We start from the raw sequence: 21,568 nt of genomic DNA on the forward strand, positions 1-21,568 counted from the left end.
ATTTTAGTGCCGATACCGGGTATCGATTGGATTAAATCATATTCAAGTAACTCTTCAGCCAGGGTCTCTATCGATTTATTAAGGTCTGCTAGATGATCCTGGTATTGAAGAAGCAATTTGATGAGCAACTGCATGGAGATCAAATGACTTGGAAAAGCCGTCTCTTTAAAGGGATTTCGCCTTGCTGCTTCTACTAAGATTTGAGCGTGCTCCGAACACCATAAGACAGATCTACCGCGTCCTGTAAGGCGCCCTATTGTTGCTGTAATCTCTTCCACAGTCATACCCAGGACTTCTTTAGACGTTGGATGTAAGGCTAGAAATCGAAGCGAAACTTTCGAATAGAGGTCACCGAACACGCCATGGTATTCAGGAAAAACCTGATCTAGAATAGCCTGGAACTGCAGCTTCGCTTGAACATACATACCCGTTAAAGATTCATGCTGACGAGTGAGATAGCGTAAATTCATGAGATGCTGACCTCGTTTTTTGATGGGTTCAAACTCTTCTTTATAGAACAGCGCCCCAAGTTGATAGGCATCAGCAGCATCCGTCTTGACCCGTCTCAAATTAGTTTTTTTTGCTTCATATGAGATTAACGGATTAATGACGATGTACAGATACTGGTGCTCATCAAGAAACTGAACAACAGGGCTATGATAATGTCCTGTTGCCTCCATTACAATGCAAGGGCTCATCCCTGCAGCAGATTCCACTGCTCTAACATAATTAAGAAAAGACGATAATCCTTCTAGATCATGATTAAATCTAAAGATCTTCCCGTGAGGTACTCCACGGTCTAAAAAAGCTTGTGCATGGCTCTCTCCCTTGGACACATCCAAACCAATGACTGGATTCATGACATCACTCCTGTAGTATTTTCACCGGTAACCCCTAACCTTCTTGTCTTCCACACTATCGCATGTGATACGGGATCAACGTCCCAACCAGCCTAACCATGGTTGAACAAGTAGGGGGGATGAACAGAATAGCTCTCGGGATCCAAGTCCCACGGGCAGAAACGTTCGATCCCCGGCTACCGCTATCTTACGACCACACAAAAATGAGGTCCACCAGAAAGATCTGGTGACCTCATAATACGAACGGGCAGAATAGTTCAACTATAAGGCTGCTATCATGGTAGCCTTATTTATATTTTTTTATTATTGAGGATTGACGAAGCATGATTACAAATGTAGTATTACATTAACGATTACACATGTAGTCTAATTGGGAAGGATGCATATTCATGAAGGAGATACCTAAAATATCCGATGCGGAATGGGAAGTAATGAAGGTTTTATGGGCTAACTCTCCGATTTCTGCAAACGATGTGATTCAAGTATTGGAAGTAAATAAAGATTGGAATCCCAAGACGGTAAGAACGTTGATCACAAGACTGGTTGAAAAGAATGCTCTCGGTTACACCCAGCAAGGCAGAATCTATCTATACTATCCTCTGGTCAATGAAGATGAATGCATGAGATACGAAACGCAGTCATTCATTAAGCGAATTTACGGTGGGGCATTGAAGCCGATGCTAGTGAACTTCCTCAACGATGAGAAATTGACCCAAGAGGATATAGACGAACTGAAAAGAATTCTGGAGAAGAGAAAGGATTCGGCCAAATGATGTCACTGCTTACCGACTTGTTTATATGGATCATCACGACTTCAGCGATGGCTTGTGTACTGGTTCTCTTCATTTTCATTGCAAAAATTCTTTTGAAAGACAAATTGAAACCGAGCTGGAGTTATTTGTTGTGGACTCTTCTGATTCTTCGATTAATGTTGCCGTGGACACCAGAAAGCTCGTTCAGTGTGTTCAACATTTTACCAATAGAAAAGCAGGAATCGACCAATGATAGAGGTCATACTTTTGAGCCAAACGAACCTGCAGTAGCAAATAGTTTAGTAACAGCTGTGCAACCAACCGACTCTGCTCTACATAACGATAACGAAAGCGACTCCCTAGTAAACAAGTCTGAAGAATTTCCGAAATCGATATCAACTTTGCAAATCCTGTCTCTAGTATGGTTGATCGGCGTCGTAACACTGCTAGGCTTTATTCTCGTGGCCAACATACGGTTGGCGGCTAAATTAAATAGAGAGCCGAGCATCGAAGATCAGACGATTAGAGCTGTCTTTGAACAATGCAAAAATGAATTGAAGCTCAAGCGATACATCGTTTTAGTCGAAACGAACCATGTTTCAAGCCCGACCTTGTTTGGTGCGATCAAACCAAAGATATTGCTCCCAAGATCCGTCATGAATGCCTTGAATGTAAGCCAGCTCCGGCACGTGTTCTTGCACGAAATGTCACACATCAAACGAAATGATATCGCCATGAATTGGCTGATGAATGTTCTCCTGACGTTGCACTGGTTCAACCCTTTGCTCTGGTACGCTTACCGTAAAATGCGGGATGACCAGGAAATCGCCTGTGATTCGTTAGCATTAACTCGCATCAACCCGGAGGAGACGAAGGACTATGCCTTAACGATAATTAGATTGTTGGAAAGCTTTTCGAACCCGATCAGGCTGGCAGGAGCGGCGAGTATTTCCAGCAACAAAAAAGAGCTCAAGAGGAGAGTTGTTATGATAGCTTCATTTAGTATGAACACCAAGAAATGGTCTCTGTTGGGCCTAATGGTTATGCTGTTGATTAGCGGTTGTGCGTTGACGGACGCCAAATCAAACGATAATCCAAGAGAAGTTAAGCCTTCAGTGGTTAATCCTGATTTTCCGGTTCCGAATGATGCTGAGCTAACTAAGGGAGAAGCGAAAAACCCAAATATAAAGAGCTATGCAAAATATATTTGGAACGAAGCTGATGAAATTAAGAGTATTCCCGACCATTTTCTTAGAGAAATAGAAGCCTCTGGATGGAATGAAAAGAAAACAGAGCAAATGGGCGCAATGCGTGTATTTGAGAAGAATGGGACCATTATATGGGTAACAACACACAATGGATTCATTACTTTGTCAGAACTTAAGAAAGTAACGAATGCCGAATCAAATGATAACCAGCAAGGGTCAGATACAAAACCGAATGAGATGTTATCAGCCAAAGAACAAGAGGTTTATAACAACTTTCAAAAAGACTTAAATGAGCAGCATTTAAATGGATTAGAACCCATTAGTATAGCCAAGTTATACGTTCAAGCAAAATTGGACAATAAATACGATGTCGAATATGCCTTATATACGGATAGAGAAGGGTTTGTGCAATGGACCAAAGAAGATGACGAAAAAATTCCGGATTCAGATCGAGGGACAGAAGAACAAGTCCTCAGTACATTTAAAAATATCGAATCAGGTGAATTTGTACAAACAAGCGACTTTGAAGGATATATTGAGTATCAGTCTAACTCGGGAAGCAAGTCTAACTTTCAAATGATTAAGGACGATGATGGAATATGGAATGTTTCATTTCAACCCATTCAATAAATTCATTAGGGAATATGGAAAATGATTCGTTACGCTAACGGGACACAATACCGCAATAACCTTTAAGAAAAGGCAGCCATCAATAATGACTAAGTATTACTGTTGTCCCAATTTTTTGTGTGGTGTAATATGGAAATATCCTTTTAGAAAGCGAGTGATTATCATGAGAACCATTAAATCCGTTGGAAAAACAGTTATTTTTGAGGCACGGAAGGGTTAATTGCTTTAACTAATCCCTTCCGTACAAATCCAAAAACGGAGGGAAAGTATACATGTCTTTTAGTGAATATGGTGAACTATGCACGGAGGTCTATGACCTAACCAAGAAAATTGGGCAATCATTTAGCGGAGATATTGAATACTATCAAGAAAGACTTAAACATTGCGAGGGACGAGTTTTAGAAGCAATGGTTGGTTCTGGACGTGTCATCATTCCACTTCTTAAATCGGGTCTTCTTGTCGATGGAGTAGACTACTCTTCTGAGATGTTAAATTCATGCAGACAACGTTGTGAAGTTCATGGTTTAAAAACCAATTTGTATCAAGCTGACTTAAAAGAACTTGCATTGCCTAGCAAATACGAAGCAATCATTATTCCTGGTGGTTCATTTTTATTAATAGAACAACGGTCTGAAGCGATAGAAGTCTTAAAACGGCTTTACGATCATCTAGAAATAGGTGGGCGACTTATGCTAGACCTACATTTACCTAGCAATAATTACAACAGTTCAGATAGTGGAATCTGGGGAGGTTCAGCAACATATCACTTACCAAATGGTGACATTATCACTATGGAAGGTAAGTGTGTCGAAGCTGATTTATTCTTTAACCAATACAGAGTTGACTATTTAAAGTATGAAAAGTGGCGTAATGGCAAACTAATTCAAACCGAATTACAACGTTTTGCAAAGCGGTGGTATGGAGTGGAAGAGTTTAAGTTCATTCTAGAAAGTATCGGTTTTACCGATGTGACAGTATCTGCGGATTTTGAGTTCGGGAAGTTACCCACCAATGGAAAACAACAATTCGTTTATGAAGCTACAAGATCATAATTAAATTACAAGCCAACAAAACCACTCCATTGTCGGGAGTGGCTTTGTCTTATATATTGATGTATATTTTGTGGTCAAATTTAACTTTGTGCTTATACATTGCGGAGAACCGTACCATAAGTAGGGCGAAATTATAGAGACGGCTAATTTATCCACTGGATAAGGGGTTATTACTCTTAATTGGTGGTTTTTTTCGTACGATAAATAAACGACTGGGGATTTCTAATAAGTTGGAAATTACTATTGACATTTGGTCTATAAGTTATAGACTGTAGATATATATGGTCTATAACTTATAGACCGAGGAGTGGTAAAATGAAAGGATACAAACTTACAGAGAGTGAAATAAAGTTTACCGATCTAATTTGGCAAAACGAACCGATTGGTTCTGGTGATCTTGTGAAACTATGTGAAAAAGAAATGAATTGGAAAAAGTCTACAACCTATACCGTGCTGAAAAAATTGTGTGAAAAAGGTTTTTTTCAAAATGAAAATTCAGTAATTTCATCTTTGATTACAAAGGATGAATATTACGCAAATCAAAGCGTACGGTTCGTTGAAGATACCTATGGAGGGTCATTGCCCAAATTTTTAACAGCGTTTATGGGAGGAAGAAAATTAAGTAACCGCCAAGCGGAGGAGCTGAAAAAACTGATTGATGAGCACAACGAGGTGTAATCATGAGCGAACTATTTGTGTCAGTTTTAAATATGAGCCTCACAGCAAGCTATGTCATTCTTGTTGTGATATTAATCAGGCTACTACTTAAAAAAGCCCCGAAGGTCATCTCTTATGCCTTATGGGGTGTGGTAGCTTTCCGACTTGTCGTTCCATTCACATTTGAGAGTGTATTTAGTCTGTTGCCAAGGAATAGGGATAGCAATCCGATCCCTCCAATCCCTCAAGGTAGTATACATCAACAAAGTCCACAGATTAATAGTGGGTTAGAGGTGGTCGATTCATTTGTAAGCGGGACACTACCGGCACCGACTGTTGGGAATAGTGTAGATCCTTTGCAGATTTATATACAGTTCGGTTCATATATTTGGGCTTTGGGTATGTTGGTATTGCTTATTTATAGCCTTGTATCTGTATTACTCTTGAAGAAACAGCTTAAAAACGCACAATTCATAGAGCAGAATATCTACGAAGCTGAGAATTTGAAAACACCGTTCGTGCTTGGCTTGATACGACCAAAGATTTATTTGCCTGTTGGACTTCATGCTAAGGAGCGCAGCTACATCCTGCTACACGAACAGACTCACATTAAACGATATGATCATATCATTAAGCTAGCAGCCTTCTTGGTATTGTCCGTGCACTGGTTTAATCCTCTTGTATGGGTAGCATTCATATTAATGAGTAGGGATATGGAATTTTCCTGTGATGAACGTGTACTGAACAAGATGAATTCTGATATTGATATAAAAAAATCTTACGCGTCTTCATTATTATCGCTTGCTACTGATAGACATATTTTGAATGGAAGTCCGCTTGCTTTTGGTGAGGGAAATGTAAAAGGGAGGATTAAAAACGTGTTAAATTATAGAAAGCCAAGGTTCTGGGTACTTGTTTTCTCAATTGTCATTATGATAGCAGTTGGGATTGGATTGATAGCAAATCCTAAAATTAAGGGGATAGATGAATTAGAACAAATTACTGGCTCAAAGAATATACCATCAGGTGAAGAAGTTTCTTTTGAACTACCGGAGAAATCAGCAGCAGAAATATTAAGTGACCTAGTAAATCAACAATTTTCAATTAAAGGAAATCAAATTAGCGATGATGATCAAGAAACCGTTGTAACATTTGGAAAAGCTTTTTTAAATTTATATACCGGAGCTATTGCAGAACAAAAAGCAGTATCATTTAAAAACTACATATCTAATGAGAATCTTCTTAAATTTACAAATAAAATGTTGGAATTAGAACAAAGAAGGGAATTAAACGGAGGATCTGGTGTGATTTTCGGTTTAGAAAATGAATTTAAGAAAGCAGAGCTCAAGAGACATGATGGAAATGTCTACTACGTAAGTTTACCTTTTTCGAACCAAGGGTCAGCAAGGACCCTCAAGATGTTAGTTCAGGCTGAAAACAAGGCATTAAAAATAGTTGATTTGTACTTTGGAAACAAAGATGGTGTAGATACGATTGTAACAGGACATCCCGCTGATAGAAAACTTCATGATCCAAAACTGTGGGATGACCAAGTATGGGTTGATGGTGTTTCTGAAAAGCTTGAAAAATTTGAATCTGAACTGAACTCTTGAGCATTCAGAAATATGAGGTTGACTTATTATTTAAGGGCGAAGTCCTCCTGCAAAACGGAAGACTTCGCCCTTTGAGTGTTACGGTGAACCGTATCATAGGTAGAAGTACGGATCATTAAACGGGACACGATAGCTGAATATCATACATTGTCGAGCAGGCTGCCTAAGCCTGCTTATTTTATTGAAATAAAGGGCAGTTTAACGCAACCATTACTTTGAATTTAAAGGAAATTGGGGTTTATTGGAGAAAAGTTTTTTAAAAAAAGCGGTCGATAAAGGATGGGAAATATATTATGGACACAGCAGTTATAGAGGCAGTTACTATTCATCCAATTCACAAGCATGCCTTCACTGTATCTGAACACCCAGAGGGACAATTACATCATATTGGAGATGCATTAGGTTGCGATTGTGTAATTGAGAAATTTGAAGACGGATGGATGAGAAAGCATAAAAATGACGGAAAGAATAATGAAGACTGGTACGGGTGGGACGCTGAAGTTCTTGCCCCATTTGATAGTATAGTTGAAGCAATATATATTAACCCAAACACTAATAACCCAGGGTGCTATATTCAATCTAGAGCAAGTAGTATAAGGTTTTTAAGGAATGATGGTGTGAGGGTAGTGTATGCCCATATTAAGGATACAAATGTGTCGGAAGGTGATTTTATAAAGGCAGGGGATGTAGTCGCTAGAGTGGGGAACAACGGCTATTCTAGACATCCTCACATTCATATAGGAGCCTGGAAAGGCAATACACCTCTTCAAATAAGATTTGATTTAAGGGAAATGGGGAATCACCTTAAACAACTAACTGATGAGGGGTATTATCTTTAGAATAGAAGCAGATTTGATTCAACTAACGGGACACGATAGATATCAAGCTGCCATCACGAACGGTAATCTGTTCAGCTAACGGGCAGGATAGTAAAATTATCTCCATAAATTGGAGAGCATGAGGCAGTAACTCAGTATGAGTATTTGCGTCTAATTCAACGTAGTATCGCATCACGATTTAACTCAAAGGGTGAACTGACGTGGCAAAACAAAACAGAATCATTATACGGTTTCTAATCGCACTTTCCGTCGCTGGGATTGGAATTGCAGTATGGGAAAACTATGAATTACGGATGGCGCATAATAGTGAAAAAAAACATGTTACTCAAATGGCACTTCGCGGAGCTTACTTTATATCCACGATTCAACAACAAATTGATACCTTTAATAAAGAAAACAGTTGGGATGACGTGAAGACTAGGGATTCATTCCTCATTTGGCTTGCCTACGCAAACGAGAGTCTGGTAGGTGCGAACTGGTCATTTAGTCATTTTCCTTCACAAGTTTCGTTTCAGGATAGTACGAATATGAATGATATCTCCCTATGGTATTCCGATTGGTGGGGTGACGCGGTGAATATTCTCGGAAAACCTGGACCATTAACAAGGGAAGATAAAGCACGCATATCCCAACTGAGCAACATCGTATCGAAAGTAGACAATTTTTATGTTTCGCTTAATAATAACGATTGGGATGGGATTTCGGCTCAATTTGCTGAATTGCATACAGAATGGGAAAAAGTGAAAGAAAAACAATAACAATAACTCCATTAAGCTAACTGGGAACGATAGCTCAATAAAGACATTTGAAGGCAGCTGGTATTTGAGCAGCTGCCTTTTCTTAACTAACGGGCAGATTACGTTAACAAAAGAAATAAAACCGGCACAAATGATGTGCCAGTTTACCAATATTGCCAATCGAAGATAGCGAAAATACATCCCTAAAAATTCCATATATACATAATGTTATATAAAAAAATTCAGTATAAGTCTATAACTTTTTTTTAATAAATTGTATGTTATTTAAGCGACCGCGGCGATTGCACTGTAAGTATGGCCAACAAGGAACGATAGTTCAAAATGCAAAGGAGTGACAATCTATGGATTATACTGAATGTTTTAAGGAAGTTGTACTGAAATATTCTTTTCTCGATCCTATCGTTGAATTTATCCGTCATAATGAAAACATTACTTACAAGGTAATGGAAAAGGGAACTGAAGATACTTACTTGTTACGAATGCATAAACCAATAACAAAAAACATGCAGGGTGTACAAAACAAACGTGAGGCGATTCAGTCGGAACTAGAATATTTGTTATCTTGGTCGTCTCATTCCGAATTACCTGTTCAAATCCCTGTTCCGAATCTAAACGGTGAACTCGTAACAAGCGTTGTCATTGAACGCGAAGAAGTGCATTGTTCAGTATTGAAATGGGTTTTCGGGGATACCATGTCCAAAAGAGATTTCACCAATAAGGAAATGGTTAGTACCTTGGGAAAGCGTATTGCAGATTTACATCAGTTTTCGCGGAATTTTAAGCAAGGTCCAAGTTTTATAAGACCCGAATATGGGCTCGTGTGGATAAATAACATGTTGACCAAATTGCAATCAGGCGAAGGAATGGGTGTGATCGCTACCGAGGAATTTCAAATTCTTCAAGAGGCTATTTTGCTAGTAAACGATCGGATGAAAGGATTGAGCAAAAGTTCCGAAACATGGGGATTCATCCATTCCGACATTCACTATAGCAACTTAATCCGTACATCAAAGGGAATTTCATTCATTGACTTCGGATTATCCGGGTTTGGATATTACGCAAAGGATGTCGCTTTGGCTGCCCTTTTTATAAAAAATGAATTACGGGATGATCTGCTTTCCGGCTACTCTAATATGATATCAGGAAAAATAGACATCGCACAGTTAGAGGACTTGATGTTTTTGAATATTTGCGAGTACTACGCATTTCTGATAAGCAGAGAAGAAAAGCATATGAGGATACGCGAACATGTACCAAGTCTGATTGAACTTTGTAAATCTTTACTTAAAGGTAGAATGGTTTTTTATCAAATCAATCAAGTAGGTTTATCAAATTAGAGAAGCCGACACCGTAGTTTAGTCAATTTCATATGTTGAAGGACTGATACGAAAAGGGGTGACAATTTTGAATAGAGCAGCGGCTAATAGTGGCGTTTCTATTATCACATGCACCAATCGCCCTCAATTTTTTGATAATATTTTAAAAAATTATAGAAATCAGCAATACAGAAATAAAGAACTAATCATCATTCTTAATAACGACAGCATGAATCTGGAACAATTTAGAGACAAAACTCGGACCTATGACAATGTCGCGGTATATAAGGTACCCGAAGAAATATCATTAGGGCAATGTTTAAACTGTGGAATCATCAAAACCAGATTCCCGTTAATCGCTAAGTTTGATGATGATGACTACTACTCGCCGTTTTACTTAAAGGAGCAGGTTAAAGCGCTCAGACGCACGAAAAGTGATGTTGTCGGAAAGCATGCTTGTCTTGTGTACCTAATGGTTACCAAGAAGCTGATTATCAGGTCGCCCGAGGAAAAAAATAAATATGTGGACTTTGTGCAGGGAGGTACGATTTTATTTAGAAGACGAGTGTTAAATAAGGTCCGCTTTTCGGATCGTTCCTTAGGAGAGGATGTTACCTTTTTGACGGATTGCAAGAACAAAGGTTACAAAACATACGCCACATCGCCTTTTAATTATGTATATATGCGCAGAAAAAACAAAAGAAGTCACACGTGGAGAGCTGGAGATGAATATTATTTGAACGGGAGTAAGGCAATAGCAGTAACTAGAAACTACCGTTTGATCGCAGATCGAGAGATGTAAAGTAATTGATCGCGGCGTTCCCAGGGTGATAAAAAAATCCAACACTTGAGGGTGGATTTTTTAAATTTAGGTCTTGATAACATTTACGCTCCTTTTCTTTTGGCCCAGATGCATTAAAGGCCGCCTCAGTTGTAGAAGCTGGGACGACCTTTGGTGTAATCACGGTATGATGAGTATTGCAGCTAAATTTTCAAGCTTACAACGAGTACGACGCCTAGAACAAGCACCATGAAGGCGGTCATCGTCGTTAAATATCCGGTTACTTTGACAGGCTGCCCATGGGCGGCCTTCAGTTTTTTCTTGACCTTGCTTCCGAGTATGCCGGTTATGATCAGGAACAGTAGCGCGATGGTGCCGCCGCCCATTTCCATAATACTCAGCCAAAGCGGCTTGCTGCCCGATCCCATGTTCAGTATAAGGTAGAGGCCGCTGCCGAGCACGAGTACAGCCCCGGGATGCGCCAGATAGCTGAAAACACTCACAGTCCTGCGTGCCAGCAAATTGGAATCCTGCGATAAACCAAGCTGCTTGCTGAGCATGCCGATCATCACGATGATGACAATCAGACCACCTACCCAGGCAAGCAATCCGGCAAAGTGTAAAAACAGCATAAATCCAAACATACGCTTTCCTCCTTATCGCCTTTTACTTTGGATAAACCGGAAGATTATTTTTATGGTCTGCGCTGCGCTTGCCGCCGCCGATGATCGTCAGAATGGCAGGAAGCATCATGCCCCGTACGAGGAACGTGTCGATCAGTATGCCCATAGCCATTAGGATACCGAACAGGAACAGCTCCTGCAGCGGCTGCGTAATTAATACACAGAAGGTGGCTGCCAGAATGATACCGGCTGAGGAGATGACGCCGCCTGTCAGCGATACGCCGCGTTTAACGGCTTCTTTCCATTCATATTTCTTCGCTTCTTCCCGGATGCGGGAAACCAGCATAATGTTGTAGTCCACGCCAAGTGCGATCAGGAAGACGAATGTATATACCGGAAGACGGTAGCTGACGGAATCATATCCCATAAACTCATGGAAGATGAGCCATCCAAGCCCCATGGTTCCCGCATAGGACAGGAGCATGGTCAGAATCATGGTTGCTGCCATTTTAATAGAACGTGCCTGGAATGTCAGCATGACGGAGATGAACAGCGTAATGAATATGAACAGAACAATCGTATCGCGCTGATTCATGATCCGAACGTCAAGCTGCTCGGCCGTTTGTCCGGCAAAATGCAGGGAGTACTGCTCCGGTGAGAATCCGCTATCCTTCAACAGGTTGCTGCTATCTCTGCGGAGCTGTGCAACTTTATCCAGAGCTACCGGATCATACGGGTTATCCTCGAGCGTGAGCTGAAGTTTGACGACCTGCCCCGATTCGGACAGCATCTTCTCAGGCAGTTGCACACCACCTGCTTGCTCCGGCGTTATAACCGGAGAGATGGAACTGATGCGCCCTTCGGATTTGAGCTTGTCGCTGAGGGAAGCCACCTGTTTGACGAATTTGTCATCGACATTGATAGGATGATCGGCCTTAAGCAGAACGGTTACCGGTGCAAGCTGACCAGGCGGAAATTGCTGCTCCAAAATTTCAAAGCCTTGTCTGGATGAAATATTTTCAGGGAACGACTTCATGAGGTTGAAGGAATACTTCATGCCAAACAGATTAACCGACGAAGCCAGCAGCAGTACCAGCAGAACTCCTGCGGTAAAGGCAGGCTTCCGGGTGACAAAGCTGCCGATTTTGTTCCAGGTACTTTCCTTCTTGGACTTGGCCTGATCTGGCCCCACTTTAGGAACAAACGGCCAGAAGGCTTTGCGGCCGAGGAGGGTGAACAACGCCGGAATGAGTGTGACCCCACCGATCAAGATGATGACCATTGCGATCGAAAAGACGGGCGCGAAATGGTTGTAAGGCTTGAAGATAGCGGTAAATAAGATGATCATCGCCATCAGGACGGTGCCGCCGCTGAACAGAATCGGCTCGGCTACATGAGTCAGAGCCTGCTTCATGGCCTCGTGCTTCTCCGTCTTACGCAGCTCCTCGCGGAAGCGGGCAATAATAAAGAGACAGTAATCGGTTAATACGGCGAAGAGTAGAATCATCATGATGGAAAGCGACTGCTTTTCCACGACAAACCAGCCGTATTTTCCGCCGAGTCCGATGATGTGGTCAACCACCATATACACCATGCCAGAGATGATAAGCGGCATGACGGCCAGCAGCGGCGAACGGTAAATCACGATGAGAATGACCAGGATCAGTACGATGGTAGCCAGCATCAGGACAAAGTCCGCATTTTTGAATAACGTCGTCGTGTCTGAAGCGATGCCGGCCGGACCCGTAATCTCCATCTGCAGGCTGCCGGTGTTCATATCTTTCACATGGTCACGGATCTGCTGCATCGTATCGTAGTTCTCGCTCGATTGCAGATCCTTTTGCAAGCTGACGTTCAGAATCATGGTTGTTTGATCCTCTGATAGCATTTTGTCCTGAACGTTTTTCGGAGGCTGGTGGAAAGGAAGAGCAGCGGATACATACTGCGGTTTATCTGCAGATGAGAGCCACTTGCTGATGTCGGAGATGACAGTCCGATCCGCATCCGAGATTTTGTTTGGGTCATGGAAAACGAGCAGGGCGGTCAGCCCGTCCTTGGTAGGGAAATGCTCATCCATGATTTGCTGCGCTACCGTTGATGGCGTGTCGTTATGTACGCTACCTTCGCCGCTGTTCACGGCGTATGGTTTGGAACTGGGGGCGGCCAGACTTAGTATAAGTATGATGACAATCCAGCTGATTAGTACGGTCCAAGCGCCTTTGCGACTGCTGACGAAATGAGTGAATGTATTCGCAAACTGTTTCAACATGGCTTTTAAGCCTCCTGTTTTTAGGTTCAAAGCCATTGTAGGAAAGTAATGTGAACGGAGGATGAACAAAAAATTACAAATATGGAGAAACGCCGTAAAACCTACACCATTCCAATAACATTTTCATAACAAAACACAATCCCATCTTTAAAAAAGACATGTCATTCCACATCCGTGCGAGTTAAAATGTGAGCGATTTCAATTTAAGAGAGGTGGGATTTTATTGATGGGTTCTATGAAAAGGCTTGGCCTCGGTTTTATGATCCTGCTGCTGATGCTTCCTGTGGTATCAAGCGGCAGGGAAAAAGCGTCTGCAGCCAGCGATCCAGCTGTCAACCTGGTACTTGGCAAAGCCACAAAGGCAAGCTCCGGCAAGGCCGATAACGCCGTGGACGGCGATGCCTCGACGGTATGGCAGCCGCTCGCTGCCGACCGTCAGGACGATATGAACGTCTGGATATCGGTGGATATGGGAGCGCAGGAAACCTTCAACAAGGTCATAATACATCTCAATCGCGCGGATAATCTGAAGGACTACCAAATTCTTTATTCGGATGACGGCAGCAGTTGGAATCAGGTATATAGCAAAAATAAGGATCTTACGGCAACGGAGGCAGCGATGTTCGAAAATGTGTCAGCAAGATACATCAAACTCAATCTGAATATGAGCAAGGACTTGAATGTGCAGCTCTCTGAGCTGGCGGTGTATAACAGTACGGAGAGCTCTGCTCCAGCCGGACTAAAGCGGATTTATTTTACGGATACAAGCGGGAAGGAATACTCGAATAACGCCGAAGTCAGGCTGAATAAAGGCAGTAAGGGAACGCTGGTGCTGAAGGGAGAGCTCGATTCGGGACAGGAAGTGGACCTGGCGCCCTATGCGAAAACCTTTATCGCCTCTACGCAGGATGTAAGCATCGACCCTTCGGGCACGTTTACCGCCAATCAAGTCGGTGCATCGCTTGTCCATGGTGTTGTACAGGCAGCCCAGGAGCTGAAGACTAATGATTTCTGGATCGTGGTCGATGATCCCGTTGCTTTTTTGGATGAAATCTATGTGATGAACTCCACACTGAGCCATTCGCATATGAAGGCGGAAATCGGCCAGTCGGCCATAATCGAACCGAAGGATGCCTATCCTTCCGTATCGACGGTCTCCAATGTGAACGGTACGCTCAGCGGTGAGCTGATTTACGACGGTTCCAAGGTGATTTGCAAGCTGGATCCCACAACGGTAAGCAAGGGAGAGGCTAAGCAGTGGACGCCCCAAGGCAAGGCCGATAAGGAAGGACGATATGAAATTCGCTTGAAAATGGAGCAGGAAGGCAAAACGCTGGTGTACGATTCGTTCTATTTTACCGTGTGGGCAAACAATAAAATTCCGAAGGACCAAAGTCAAATCGCATTTCTTGGCAAGGATGGCAAGCTGGTGTATGTGAGCGACTTCAGGGGGAATCAAATCCTGGATTTCTCGAACGTCGGCTATATGGGCGGCGGCGTGAAGCTGCCGGATGTTAAAGTAAAAGCGACAGTGAAGCCAGGAGATGGGGATGATACGGCCCGCATTCAGGTAGCCATCGATCAGGTCGCCGCAATGCCGGTTGGCGAGGATGGATTCCGGGGAGCGGTTCTGCTCAAAAAAGGAAAATACGAAGTTGGCGGTACGCTGAAAATTAATGCCAGCGGTATCGTTCTCCGGGGTGAGGGGCAGGACGAAAAAGGTACGCTGATCTATGGTACCGGGGCTAACCCGCGCAACTTGATCGAGATCGGGGAGAGCACGGGGCTCAGCATCGTCAACAGCTCGATGGAGACGATAACGGATCTGTACGTGCCGTCCGGTTCGCGCACTTTCCATGTAGATGATGCCAGCAGCTATCATGTGGGAGATACCATCGTCGTTCGCCGTATTGGCGATAAAAACTGGATTCATGAAATCGGTATGGATTACATTTATAACCGTCCGGGCGGCACTGTGACCCAGTGGGCGCCGTTTAACCTGGATTTTGACCGTGTCATTACGGCCATCGATGGCAACAGCATTACCGTTGATGCGCCGATTGCAAACGCGATTGAACGTAAATGGGGCGGAGGGCAAATTTTCAAATACACGGACAGTGCCCGAATCGAGCAGGTAGGCGTGGAAAATATGCGTGCCGACTCGGCCTTTGATCCAAGCGTCATGGACACGGTAATGGATAACGACAAGACTGACCCGTATTATGCAGATGAAAAGCATGCCGAGCGCTTAGTGGTTTTCAACAGCGTGAAGAACGGCTGGGTGCGTGATGTAACGGGTTATCATCTGTCCTATTCACTAGTGCAGATGAGCCGCAATTCCAAGTGGATTACGGTTCAGGACAGCAATATGTATGATATGGTCAGCATCATTACAGGCGGCCGTCGGTATGTCATACATCAAATGGGGCAGCTGAATTTCGTGCAGCGGATTTACACGGAGACCGCTCGGCATGCCTTTGTCGTGGACAGCCGCGTACAAGGGCCAAACGTCTTCTTGGATGGAAAGGCTGTCAAGAACTATAATACGAGCGAGCCGCATCACCGCTGGTCGGTCGGCGGATTATTCGATAACATCGACGCGCCGATCTCCATCCGCGACCGAGGCTGGCTGGGCAGCGGACACGGCTGGGCAGGGGCGAACTATGTATCCTGGAATACCGAGGATGAGATGACCTCGCAGCAGCCGCCAACCGCCCAGAATTATGCAATCGGGCATGCAGGACCGAAGGTGTCGGGACTTGTCCCGAGCGACTATGATCCACGACCACGAAATGACGGCTATTGGGAAAGTCTCGGCCAGCATGTGAAGGTGGAGAGTCTGTATAAGCAGCAGTTGCTGAATCGGCTGGGTCAAAAAGCACTCGACAATATCAAACGCTGAATCTGATTTCACCAAAAGCTATGGTCATGCCGCATGCCTTCATACGGCGGCCATAGCTTTTTAGATTGATAGGGGTCCCGAATCTGATTCAGGTCCGCGATAAAATACTACTTATTTGTTTTATATGGCAATTAGCATTCTTTACCCATGTAAATTCTACAATTCCATGTCAAAATCCGATAAAATATGCTATTCTGAAATAGCAGAAAGACACAACTTTCTTCCTATTAAAAAGCAGGTTCTTCTCAATCTCAGCTGCTTCCAATAGGAAGGATTGTGAAAATTATCATTTGTTTCGTCGGTAATATTCTAGTCTTATTCCGTGCGAATGCGATATTCCCGGAACGGGTATTTTAAGAGGAAAGGGGCATTGTGTCTAACATGCTCAAACAATTCAGAAAGGCATCACGGTTTGGCGTTGTGCCCGTTATGCTTATTCCGGTTGCGCTTGGCGCACTCGGGGCTTTTGTGTGGGACGGGGTATTCAACGTCTGGCTGTTCCTTATAACGTTGGTGGGGGCTGCAGCTGCCCATTTGTTCTCCAATATGATCAATGATCTGTGGGATTACAAAAGCGGGACAGATATAGCAGCCAAAGAAACCGTCGATGCGGTATCCACGAACTCCGGATTTTTGACTAATCAGATCTGGAGCGTCCGTAAATTTGCAGCCGTTACCTGGGGGCTTTTCGCTTTGGCAGCCGGTTGCGGCATCGTGCTTGCGATATTCTCCGGTATTTGGGCATTTGTATTTGGGGCTCTGGGTGGACTCATCGCTTACTTCTATGTGGCTCCTCCGCTGAAATTCGGCTACCGGGGAAAAGGGTACAGCGAAATAGCGATTTTGCTTTCCTTCGGCGTGCTTCCGGTGATGGGCGCGTATTATGTTCAAACCTCGCACCTGGATCTGAGAGCTCTGCTGCTGTCTCTGCCGATCGGCTTGCTGACCACACTGATATTGTTTAACCACCATTTCCTGCATTGGCAGGCTGACCGTCAAGCAGGTAAACGTACGCTGGTCGTCGTATGGGGCGAGCAAAGAGCGTTGACGTTCTCGAGATTTCTACTGCTGCTCGCTGCAGTAACGCTCATTATTAGCGCGATTGCCGGAGCGCTTCCGATATACGGATTAATTGCACTCCCTGCTATGTTTCCGTTGTATCAGGTATACGGTAAGCTGAAGTCGCACAACACTTCTCATGCTTATCTGCCTTTAATGGGCGCATCCGTTAAATCCACGCAGCTGAGCGGTATCATTATGATTGTTTGTTTATTCATTCAAGGACTGATCTGATATCATCCTTACATTCTATGGACCGGTACTGATCCATCAAAGAAAGGAAGTCTAAGGTAACATGGAACAACAAAAAGTCATCGGTGATTTTCATACCATCTTATCGGAAGGCGAAGTTTGGAAAGTAGGCGGATTTCCGCTTCCGGACGGCTCCTTCTGGGAATACCGCGAACCGAACGCGGTGGTGATTGTACGTAACGGCATTTTGTATGTACGGGCTCCGCTGAGCCGCCAAAATGATCAGATTCAAATTTTGGACAACGCCAAGCATATGTATTATTCCGTAGAAACGATCAAGGTGCCTGAGTCAGGTGAGGTCAGCTTTGAGCTGCAAATTCGTGCACGCACTCAAAATACGGTTCCGGGCGATCTGTATGACGGCTATGTTTCACTCAATTTGCTCGATTTTACAACCGGCGCGGCGCTCGACTTTTTTGCCGGAAACGATAAATACGCAAGCGTCTATGCCGTGCTTCCTTTCCCGGGTGTAGAAGTGCCGCCGTCCGATAAAACGCGTTACTTTTGCATCTTCAAAGAAGATACCAACTTCAAAGCCCGTGAATTCAATACGTACAAAATCACGTATGATCGCGGCAGCGACGAAGCGGTATTTTACCTGAACGGGGTGGAGATCCGCCGCGAAAAGAACGTCCCGATCAAATTCAATGAATTTACGATCGCGCTCGGCATCATGACTGAGAAGGATATTTCTCCGGAAGGCAGCGTGTCCATCCATGGCCAAACGGTGACCGCGGAATATTCGCCTGTAACAGTAACGATCAACGATCGTGCTGAAGGCAAGAAGAAGTCGAAGGACGAAGAGTAGAACCAAGTTTTAAAGAACTTGATTTAGAAATAACAAAGAACTCCAGGACCTTATGGTTCCTGGAGTTCTTTTGTTTCTGACTCATTGTATGTGAAAAGAGCGGGCTCTCGCACATATTTTATTTCTTCAAATCCTCGATCGAGCTGATGTCCACATAAGATGGAACGACCAGTCCGGTTTTCACGCCGGTCATGTTGGCTCCAAGATCATCGACCTTATCCTTGAATTTAGCCATATAATCGGCATGTGTCAGCGGCAGCCATGCGGCAGCGGTGGCATCCACGTCTCCATTGGCCACACCCGTCCACATCGGGCCTGCTTCGACCTGAAGAGCAGTCACCTTGTAACCGAGCTTATCCTGAAGCACATACTGAAGCAAGTTCGTGCTGGCGATCTCCGAATCCCAGGCTACGTAGCCGAGCTTCAGCGTTTTGCCGTCTACGGGCTTCAGATCCTTGGTCCATTCGTTCACGCGGTCCTCATGCTCGTCGGCCCATTTCTTGGCCGCTTCCTCAGGCTTGGCGCCTTCCTCGATCGCGGTCATGATCTCGCCCATTTCATCCGGTGTCCACTCGAAGCGGTCCAGGAAGGTATAAGCAGTTGGATCATCCTCTTTCAGGCCTTTGCGGGCAATGGTATGAATTTCCTCTGCATCGCCGTATACCTTTTTCGGATCATCGAGAAACTTAAGGTCATATTTGGAGAACATCCAGTGCGGTGTCCAGCCCGTGATGATAATCGGCTTTTTGTTCTTGATATCCTTGGCAAGCGTAGCCGTCATGGCGGCGCCGGAGCCTTCGATTAGCTTCCAGTCGGAGAGGCCGTATTCCTCGATGGCTTTGTTTGTCGCCTTCATGATGCCGGCACCAGGGTCGATCCCGATGATTTGGTATTTGACCTGCTTGCCGAAGGATTCCGTACTGGTGCCGTGATTCGTCTTATCATCCGCGCTGTTGTTTGTGTTGCAGGCAGAGAGCATCAATACACCGGCGAGTCCTAGCAGTGTCATCCATTTACCTTGTTTTTTCATCTTATCTTCTCCTTTGTTTACCGGATTTGAATAAGCATTGCGTAAAACGATCAAGTACAATGGCCAAAATAACCACAACCAGTCCGGCTTCGAAGCCTTTGCCGATCTGCAGTTGGGTCACTGCGCGGTATACCTCTGCGCCGATCCCCTGCGCGCCGATCATGGAAGCAATCACGACCATGGACAGCGACAGCATAATCGTCTGGTTCATGCCCGCCATCAGCGTCGGCAGAGCTAGCGGCAGCTGTACCTTGAAAAGCTTCTGGCCCGACGTGGAGCCGAAGGCATCCGCGGCTTCCGTCAGCTCGCTGGACACCTGCTGTATGCCGAGCAGCGTCAGGCGGATGGTTGGCGGTATCGCGAAGATCACCGAAGCAATGACACCCGGCACGACACCAAGGCTGAAGAAGGTTACGGCAGGCAGCAAATATACGAATGCCGGCATCGTCTGCATGAAATCAAGCAGCGGCGTAATGATCCGGGATGCACCCTTGCTGTACGCGCACCAGATACCAAGCGGAATGCCAAGCACAACGGAAATGAGGGCAGAGGTAATCACCAGGCTCAGCGTATCCATGGTCTGGGACCAGTAGCCCAGATTGTAGATCAACAGGAAGCCGATGACGGAGAACAGGGTCAGCGACAAGCGTCCGACCAGGAAGGCGAGAATGCCTAGAATTATAATGAAGAGAAAAGGATGAGGCAGCATGAGTAGCCAGGTAAAACCATTGACGATACCCTCAACAGCACCGGCGATCATATCGAAAAGATACGTTAAGTGATCCCCCATCCAGCTGACGAGCGTCTCAATCCATTCATCCAGTGGTATTTTCTGCATCCGGTATCACCTCCTTAGAGCTATTTTCTCCCGCAAGGGCTCCAAGTAGGGCTCCACGCACGATGACGCCAAGAAGGCGGTTCTGGTCGTCGACGACGGCCAGCGGAACTTTCGCAAGGCTGGTGATTTCGAACAATTCATTAATTACGACATCGGGAAGTACCCTCGGGCCGTCGACAATAAGAATGTCCTCGAGCGATCCTCCGCTGCGCATGGCTGCCGAAGCATCCTCCGCAGTGATGACACCGAGCAGGCGCTTGGTGCGGTCAACGACGAACAGGTTCGATATGCCGCGTTCACGCATCAATTCCAAGGCGACGCGTGGTCCGCGGTCCGCCATGATCGTTTCCGGACGGCGCATGACATGGGAAGCAGTCAGCACCTTTGAAAGGTCGACATCCTCCACGAAGCGTTCCACATAAGCGTTGGCGGGCTGCGTGAGAATTTCTTCAGGCGTTCCGACCTGCACAACAGTACCATCTTTCATCAGCGCGATGCGGTCGCCAATACGGAGCGCCTCATCGAGATCATGGGTGATGAAGATAATCGTCTTCTTCATCTTCTCCTGCAGATCTAGCAGCTCATCCTGCATATCCCGGCGGATCAGCGGATCCAGCGCGCTGAACGCTTCGTCCATGAGCAGGATTTCGGGATCGTTCGCGAGCGCCCGGGCCAGACCCACACGCTGCTGCATCCCGCCGCTCAGCTCATCGGGGCGTTTATCTTCCCAGCCCTTCAGACCAACCAGCTCGAGCGACTGCTTCGCCTTTTCGCGGCGCAACCGTTTTTCTTTCTTCTGTATTTCGAGGCCGTATTCCACATTTTCAAGAACGGTGCGATGCGGAAACAGCGCGAACTTCTGGAAAACCATGCTGATGGTCTTCCGGCGAACGTTCCGCAGCTGCTCTTTGTTCATTTTCATCAGATCTTTGCCGTGCACCAGGATTTCCCCGGAGGTAGGCTCGATCAGACGGTTCAGCATGCGTACGAGCGTCGACTTGCCGCTGCCGGACAATCCCATAATGACGAAAATTTCGCCCTCTTCAATATTAAGACTGACCCGATTCACACCGACCGTTACGGATTTTTCCTTTGCCACTTTTTCTTTGGTCCAACCTTGTTCCAGCAGCGGAACGCAGCTTTCCGCGTGCGGCCCGAACAATTTGCTTACCTTTTGAAGCTGTAAGATGGACAAATCAATTCCCCCTTAGAAGCCATTTCTAAATTAAATCTAATACGTATCTCTTATCTGTTATTGCTCTAAATGAATCATGTACCGGCGTATAAGCAACGTTTAACAGTAATAAACAAATAATATCGT

18 protein-coding genes are annotated in these 21,568 nt (G+C 44.9%); 12 read left to right on the forward strand and 6 right to left on the reverse strand.

The features are described 5' to 3' along the window. On the reverse strand, positions 1 to 860 hold an 860-nt coding region (locus MUG84_RS15190), incomplete at its 3' end, for an IS110 family transposase (RefSeq protein WP_244726111.1). A gap of 389 nt (positions 861 to 1,249) precedes the next feature. Here MUG84_RS15190 and MUG84_RS15195 point away from each other — a divergent pair. The 9 genes from MUG84_RS15195 (at position 1,250) to MUG84_RS15235 (ending at position 10,487) form a co-directional block, all read left to right on the forward strand. Further along, complete coding sequence (locus MUG84_RS15195; RefSeq protein ID WP_244726113.1) at positions 1,250 to 1,633, forward strand: BlaI/MecI/CopY family transcriptional regulator; 384 nt, start codon at positions 1,250 to 1,252, stop codon at positions 1,631 to 1,633. Continuing rightward, positions 1,630 to 3,450, forward strand: coding sequence for a M56 family metallopeptidase (locus MUG84_RS15200; RefSeq protein ID WP_244726115.1), 1,821 nt, complete (start codon positions 1,630 to 1,632; stop codon positions 3,448 to 3,450). Before MUG84_RS15195 ends, MUG84_RS15200 begins: the two co-directional genes overlap by 4 nt. 272 nt (positions 3,451 to 3,722) lie before the next feature. Beyond that, positions 3,723 to 4,502 carry a class I SAM-dependent methyltransferase gene (locus MUG84_RS15205; protein WP_244726117.1) on the forward strand — a complete coding sequence of 260 codons (780 nt, stop codon included), beginning with the start codon at positions 3,723 to 3,725 and terminating at the stop codon, positions 4,500 to 4,502. A gap of 315 nt (positions 4,503 to 4,817) precedes the next feature. Beyond that, a complete protein-coding gene (locus tag MUG84_RS15210; protein ID WP_244726119.1) occupies positions 4,818 to 5,180 on the forward strand; it encodes a BlaI/MecI/CopY family transcriptional regulator in 363 nt (120 codons plus the stop codon). A gap of 2 nt (positions 5,181 to 5,182) precedes the next feature. Next, positions 5,183 to 6,772 (forward strand): M56 family metallopeptidase, encoded by a 1,590-nt coding sequence (locus MUG84_RS15215; protein WP_244726120.1) that lies wholly within the window; start codon positions 5,183 to 5,185, stop codon positions 6,770 to 6,772. Between the two features lie 293 nt (positions 6,773 to 7,065). After that, positions 7,066 to 7,611: a M23 family metallopeptidase gene (locus tag MUG84_RS15220; RefSeq protein ID WP_244726122.1), complete on the forward strand. Its 546-nt coding sequence runs from the start codon at positions 7,066 to 7,068 to the stop codon at positions 7,609 to 7,611. A gap of 200 nt (positions 7,612 to 7,811) precedes the next feature. Beyond that, on the forward strand, positions 7,812 to 8,369 hold the full coding sequence (locus MUG84_RS15225; protein ID WP_244726123.1) for a hypothetical protein: 558 nt from the start codon (positions 7,812 to 7,814) through the stop codon (positions 8,367 to 8,369). Between the two features lie 341 nt (positions 8,370 to 8,710). After that, the gene (locus MUG84_RS15230) at positions 8,711 to 9,706 is read left to right on the forward strand and encodes a phosphotransferase enzyme family protein (protein WP_244726125.1); all 996 of its coding nucleotides are present in this window, start codon (positions 8,711 to 8,713) and stop codon (positions 9,704 to 9,706) included. A 67-nt stretch (positions 9,707 to 9,773) separates the two neighbouring features. Beyond that, entirely contained in the window at positions 9,774 to 10,487 is a 714-nt protein-coding gene (locus MUG84_RS15235) for a glycosyltransferase family 2 protein (RefSeq protein WP_244726127.1), read from the forward strand. Between the two features lie 182 nt (positions 10,488 to 10,669). Here MUG84_RS15235 and MUG84_RS15240 read toward each other — a convergent pair whose 3' ends face one another. Both MUG84_RS15240 and MUG84_RS15245 read right to left on the reverse strand, forming a co-directional pair. Continuing rightward, positions 10,670 to 11,110 (reverse strand): hypothetical protein, encoded by a 441-nt coding sequence (locus MUG84_RS15240; RefSeq protein ID WP_244726129.1) that lies wholly within the window; start codon positions 11,108 to 11,110, stop codon positions 10,670 to 10,672. A 22-nt stretch (positions 11,111 to 11,132) separates the two neighbouring features. Next, a complete protein-coding gene (locus MUG84_RS15245) occupies positions 11,133 to 13,358 on the reverse strand; it encodes an MMPL family transporter (RefSeq protein WP_244726131.1) in 2,226 nt (741 codons plus the stop codon). A 226-nt stretch (positions 13,359 to 13,584) separates the two neighbouring features. On the opposite strand from MUG84_RS15245, the gene MUG84_RS15250 reads away from it, so the two are divergent. The 3 genes from MUG84_RS15250 (at position 13,585) to MUG84_RS15260 (ending at position 18,379) form a co-directional block, all read left to right on the forward strand. Beyond that, positions 13,585 to 16,260, forward strand: a complete 2,676-nt coding sequence (locus MUG84_RS15250) for a discoidin domain-containing protein (RefSeq protein WP_244726133.1) — start codon at positions 13,585 to 13,587, stop codon at positions 16,258 to 16,260. Between the two features lie 381 nt (positions 16,261 to 16,641). Then, entirely contained in the window at positions 16,642 to 17,553 is a 912-nt protein-coding gene (locus MUG84_RS15255; RefSeq protein ID WP_244726839.1) for a prenyltransferase, read from the forward strand. Between the two features lie 61 nt (positions 17,554 to 17,614). Beyond that, a complete protein-coding gene (locus MUG84_RS15260) occupies positions 17,615 to 18,379 on the forward strand; it encodes a DUF6081 family protein (protein ID WP_244726134.1) in 765 nt (254 codons plus the stop codon). A 118-nt stretch (positions 18,380 to 18,497) separates the two neighbouring features. Here MUG84_RS15260 and MUG84_RS15265 read toward each other — a convergent pair whose 3' ends face one another. From MUG84_RS15265 to MUG84_RS15275, 3 genes are read right to left on the reverse strand one after another with little or no spacing between them, the layout of a single operon-like run. Continuing rightward, the gene (locus tag MUG84_RS15265; protein ID WP_244726136.1) at positions 18,498 to 19,409 is read right to left on the reverse strand and encodes a glycine betaine ABC transporter substrate-binding protein; all 912 of its coding nucleotides are present in this window, start codon (positions 19,407 to 19,409) and stop codon (positions 18,498 to 18,500) included. A gap of 1 nt (position 19,410) precedes the next feature. Further along, positions 19,411 to 20,247, reverse strand: a complete 837-nt coding sequence (locus tag MUG84_RS15270) for an ABC transporter permease (RefSeq protein WP_244726138.1) — start codon at positions 20,245 to 20,247, stop codon at positions 19,411 to 19,413. Beyond that, the gene (locus MUG84_RS15275; protein WP_244726140.1) at positions 20,225 to 21,442 is read right to left on the reverse strand and encodes a quaternary amine ABC transporter ATP-binding protein; all 1,218 of its coding nucleotides are present in this window, start codon (positions 21,440 to 21,442) and stop codon (positions 20,225 to 20,227) included. The genes MUG84_RS15270 and MUG84_RS15275 overlap by 23 nt, the downstream gene beginning before the upstream one ends. Between the last annotated feature and the right edge of the window lie 126 nt (positions 21,443 to 21,568).

The organism is Paenibacillus mangrovi (assembly GCF_022898935.1).
Lineage (GTDB): Bacteria > Bacillota > Bacilli > Paenibacillales > Paenibacillaceae > Paenibacillus_AQ > Paenibacillus_AQ mangrovi.

What these genes read in the sequence shown, in the direction of transcription:
- MUG84_RS15250 (WP_244726133.1), top strand. Translation starts at nt 13,585, where the DNA reads ATGGGTTCTATGAAAAGGCTTGGCCTCGGTTTTATGATCCTGCTGCTG.
- MUG84_RS15215 (WP_244726120.1), top strand. Translation starts at nt 5,183, where the DNA reads ATGAGCGAACTATTTGTGTCAGTTTTAAATATGAGCCTCACAGCAAGC.
- MUG84_RS15205 (WP_244726117.1), top strand. Translation starts at nt 3,723, where the DNA reads ATGTCTTTTAGTGAATATGGTGAACTATGCACGGAGGTCTATGACCTA.
- MUG84_RS15200 (WP_244726115.1), top strand. Translation starts at nt 1,630, where the DNA reads ATGATGTCACTGCTTACCGACTTGTTTATATGGATCATCACGACTTCA.
- MUG84_RS15260 (WP_244726134.1), top strand. Translation starts at nt 17,615, where the DNA reads ATGGAACAACAAAAAGTCATCGGTGATTTTCATACCATCTTATCGGAA.
- MUG84_RS15255 (WP_244726839.1), top strand. Translation starts at nt 16,642, where the DNA reads ATGCTCAAACAATTCAGAAAGGCATCACGGTTTGGCGTTGTGCCCGTT.
- MUG84_RS15240 (WP_244726129.1), bottom strand. Translation starts at nt 11,110, where the DNA reads ATGTTTGGATTTATGCTGTTTTTACACTTTGCCGGATTGCTTGCCTGG.
- MUG84_RS15220 (WP_244726122.1), top strand. Translation starts at nt 7,066, where the DNA reads ATGGACACAGCAGTTATAGAGGCAGTTACTATTCATCCAATTCACAAG.
- MUG84_RS15210 (WP_244726119.1), top strand. Translation starts at nt 4,818, where the DNA reads ATGAAAGGATACAAACTTACAGAGAGTGAAATAAAGTTTACCGATCTA.
- MUG84_RS15195 (WP_244726113.1), top strand. Translation starts at nt 1,250, where the DNA reads ATGAAGGAGATACCTAAAATATCCGATGCGGAATGGGAAGTAATGAAG.
- MUG84_RS15270 (WP_244726138.1), bottom strand. Translation starts at nt 20,247, where the DNA reads ATGCAGAAAATACCACTGGATGAATGGATTGAGACGCTCGTCAGCTGG.
- MUG84_RS15245 (WP_244726131.1), bottom strand. Translation starts at nt 13,358, where the DNA reads ATGTTGAAACAGTTTGCGAATACATTCACTCATTTCGTCAGCAGTCGC.
- MUG84_RS15265 (WP_244726136.1), bottom strand. Translation starts at nt 19,409, where the DNA reads ATGAAAAAACAAGGTAAATGGATGACACTGCTAGGACTCGCCGGTGTA.
- MUG84_RS15230 (WP_244726125.1), top strand. Translation starts at nt 8,711, where the DNA reads ATGGATTATACTGAATGTTTTAAGGAAGTTGTACTGAAATATTCTTTT.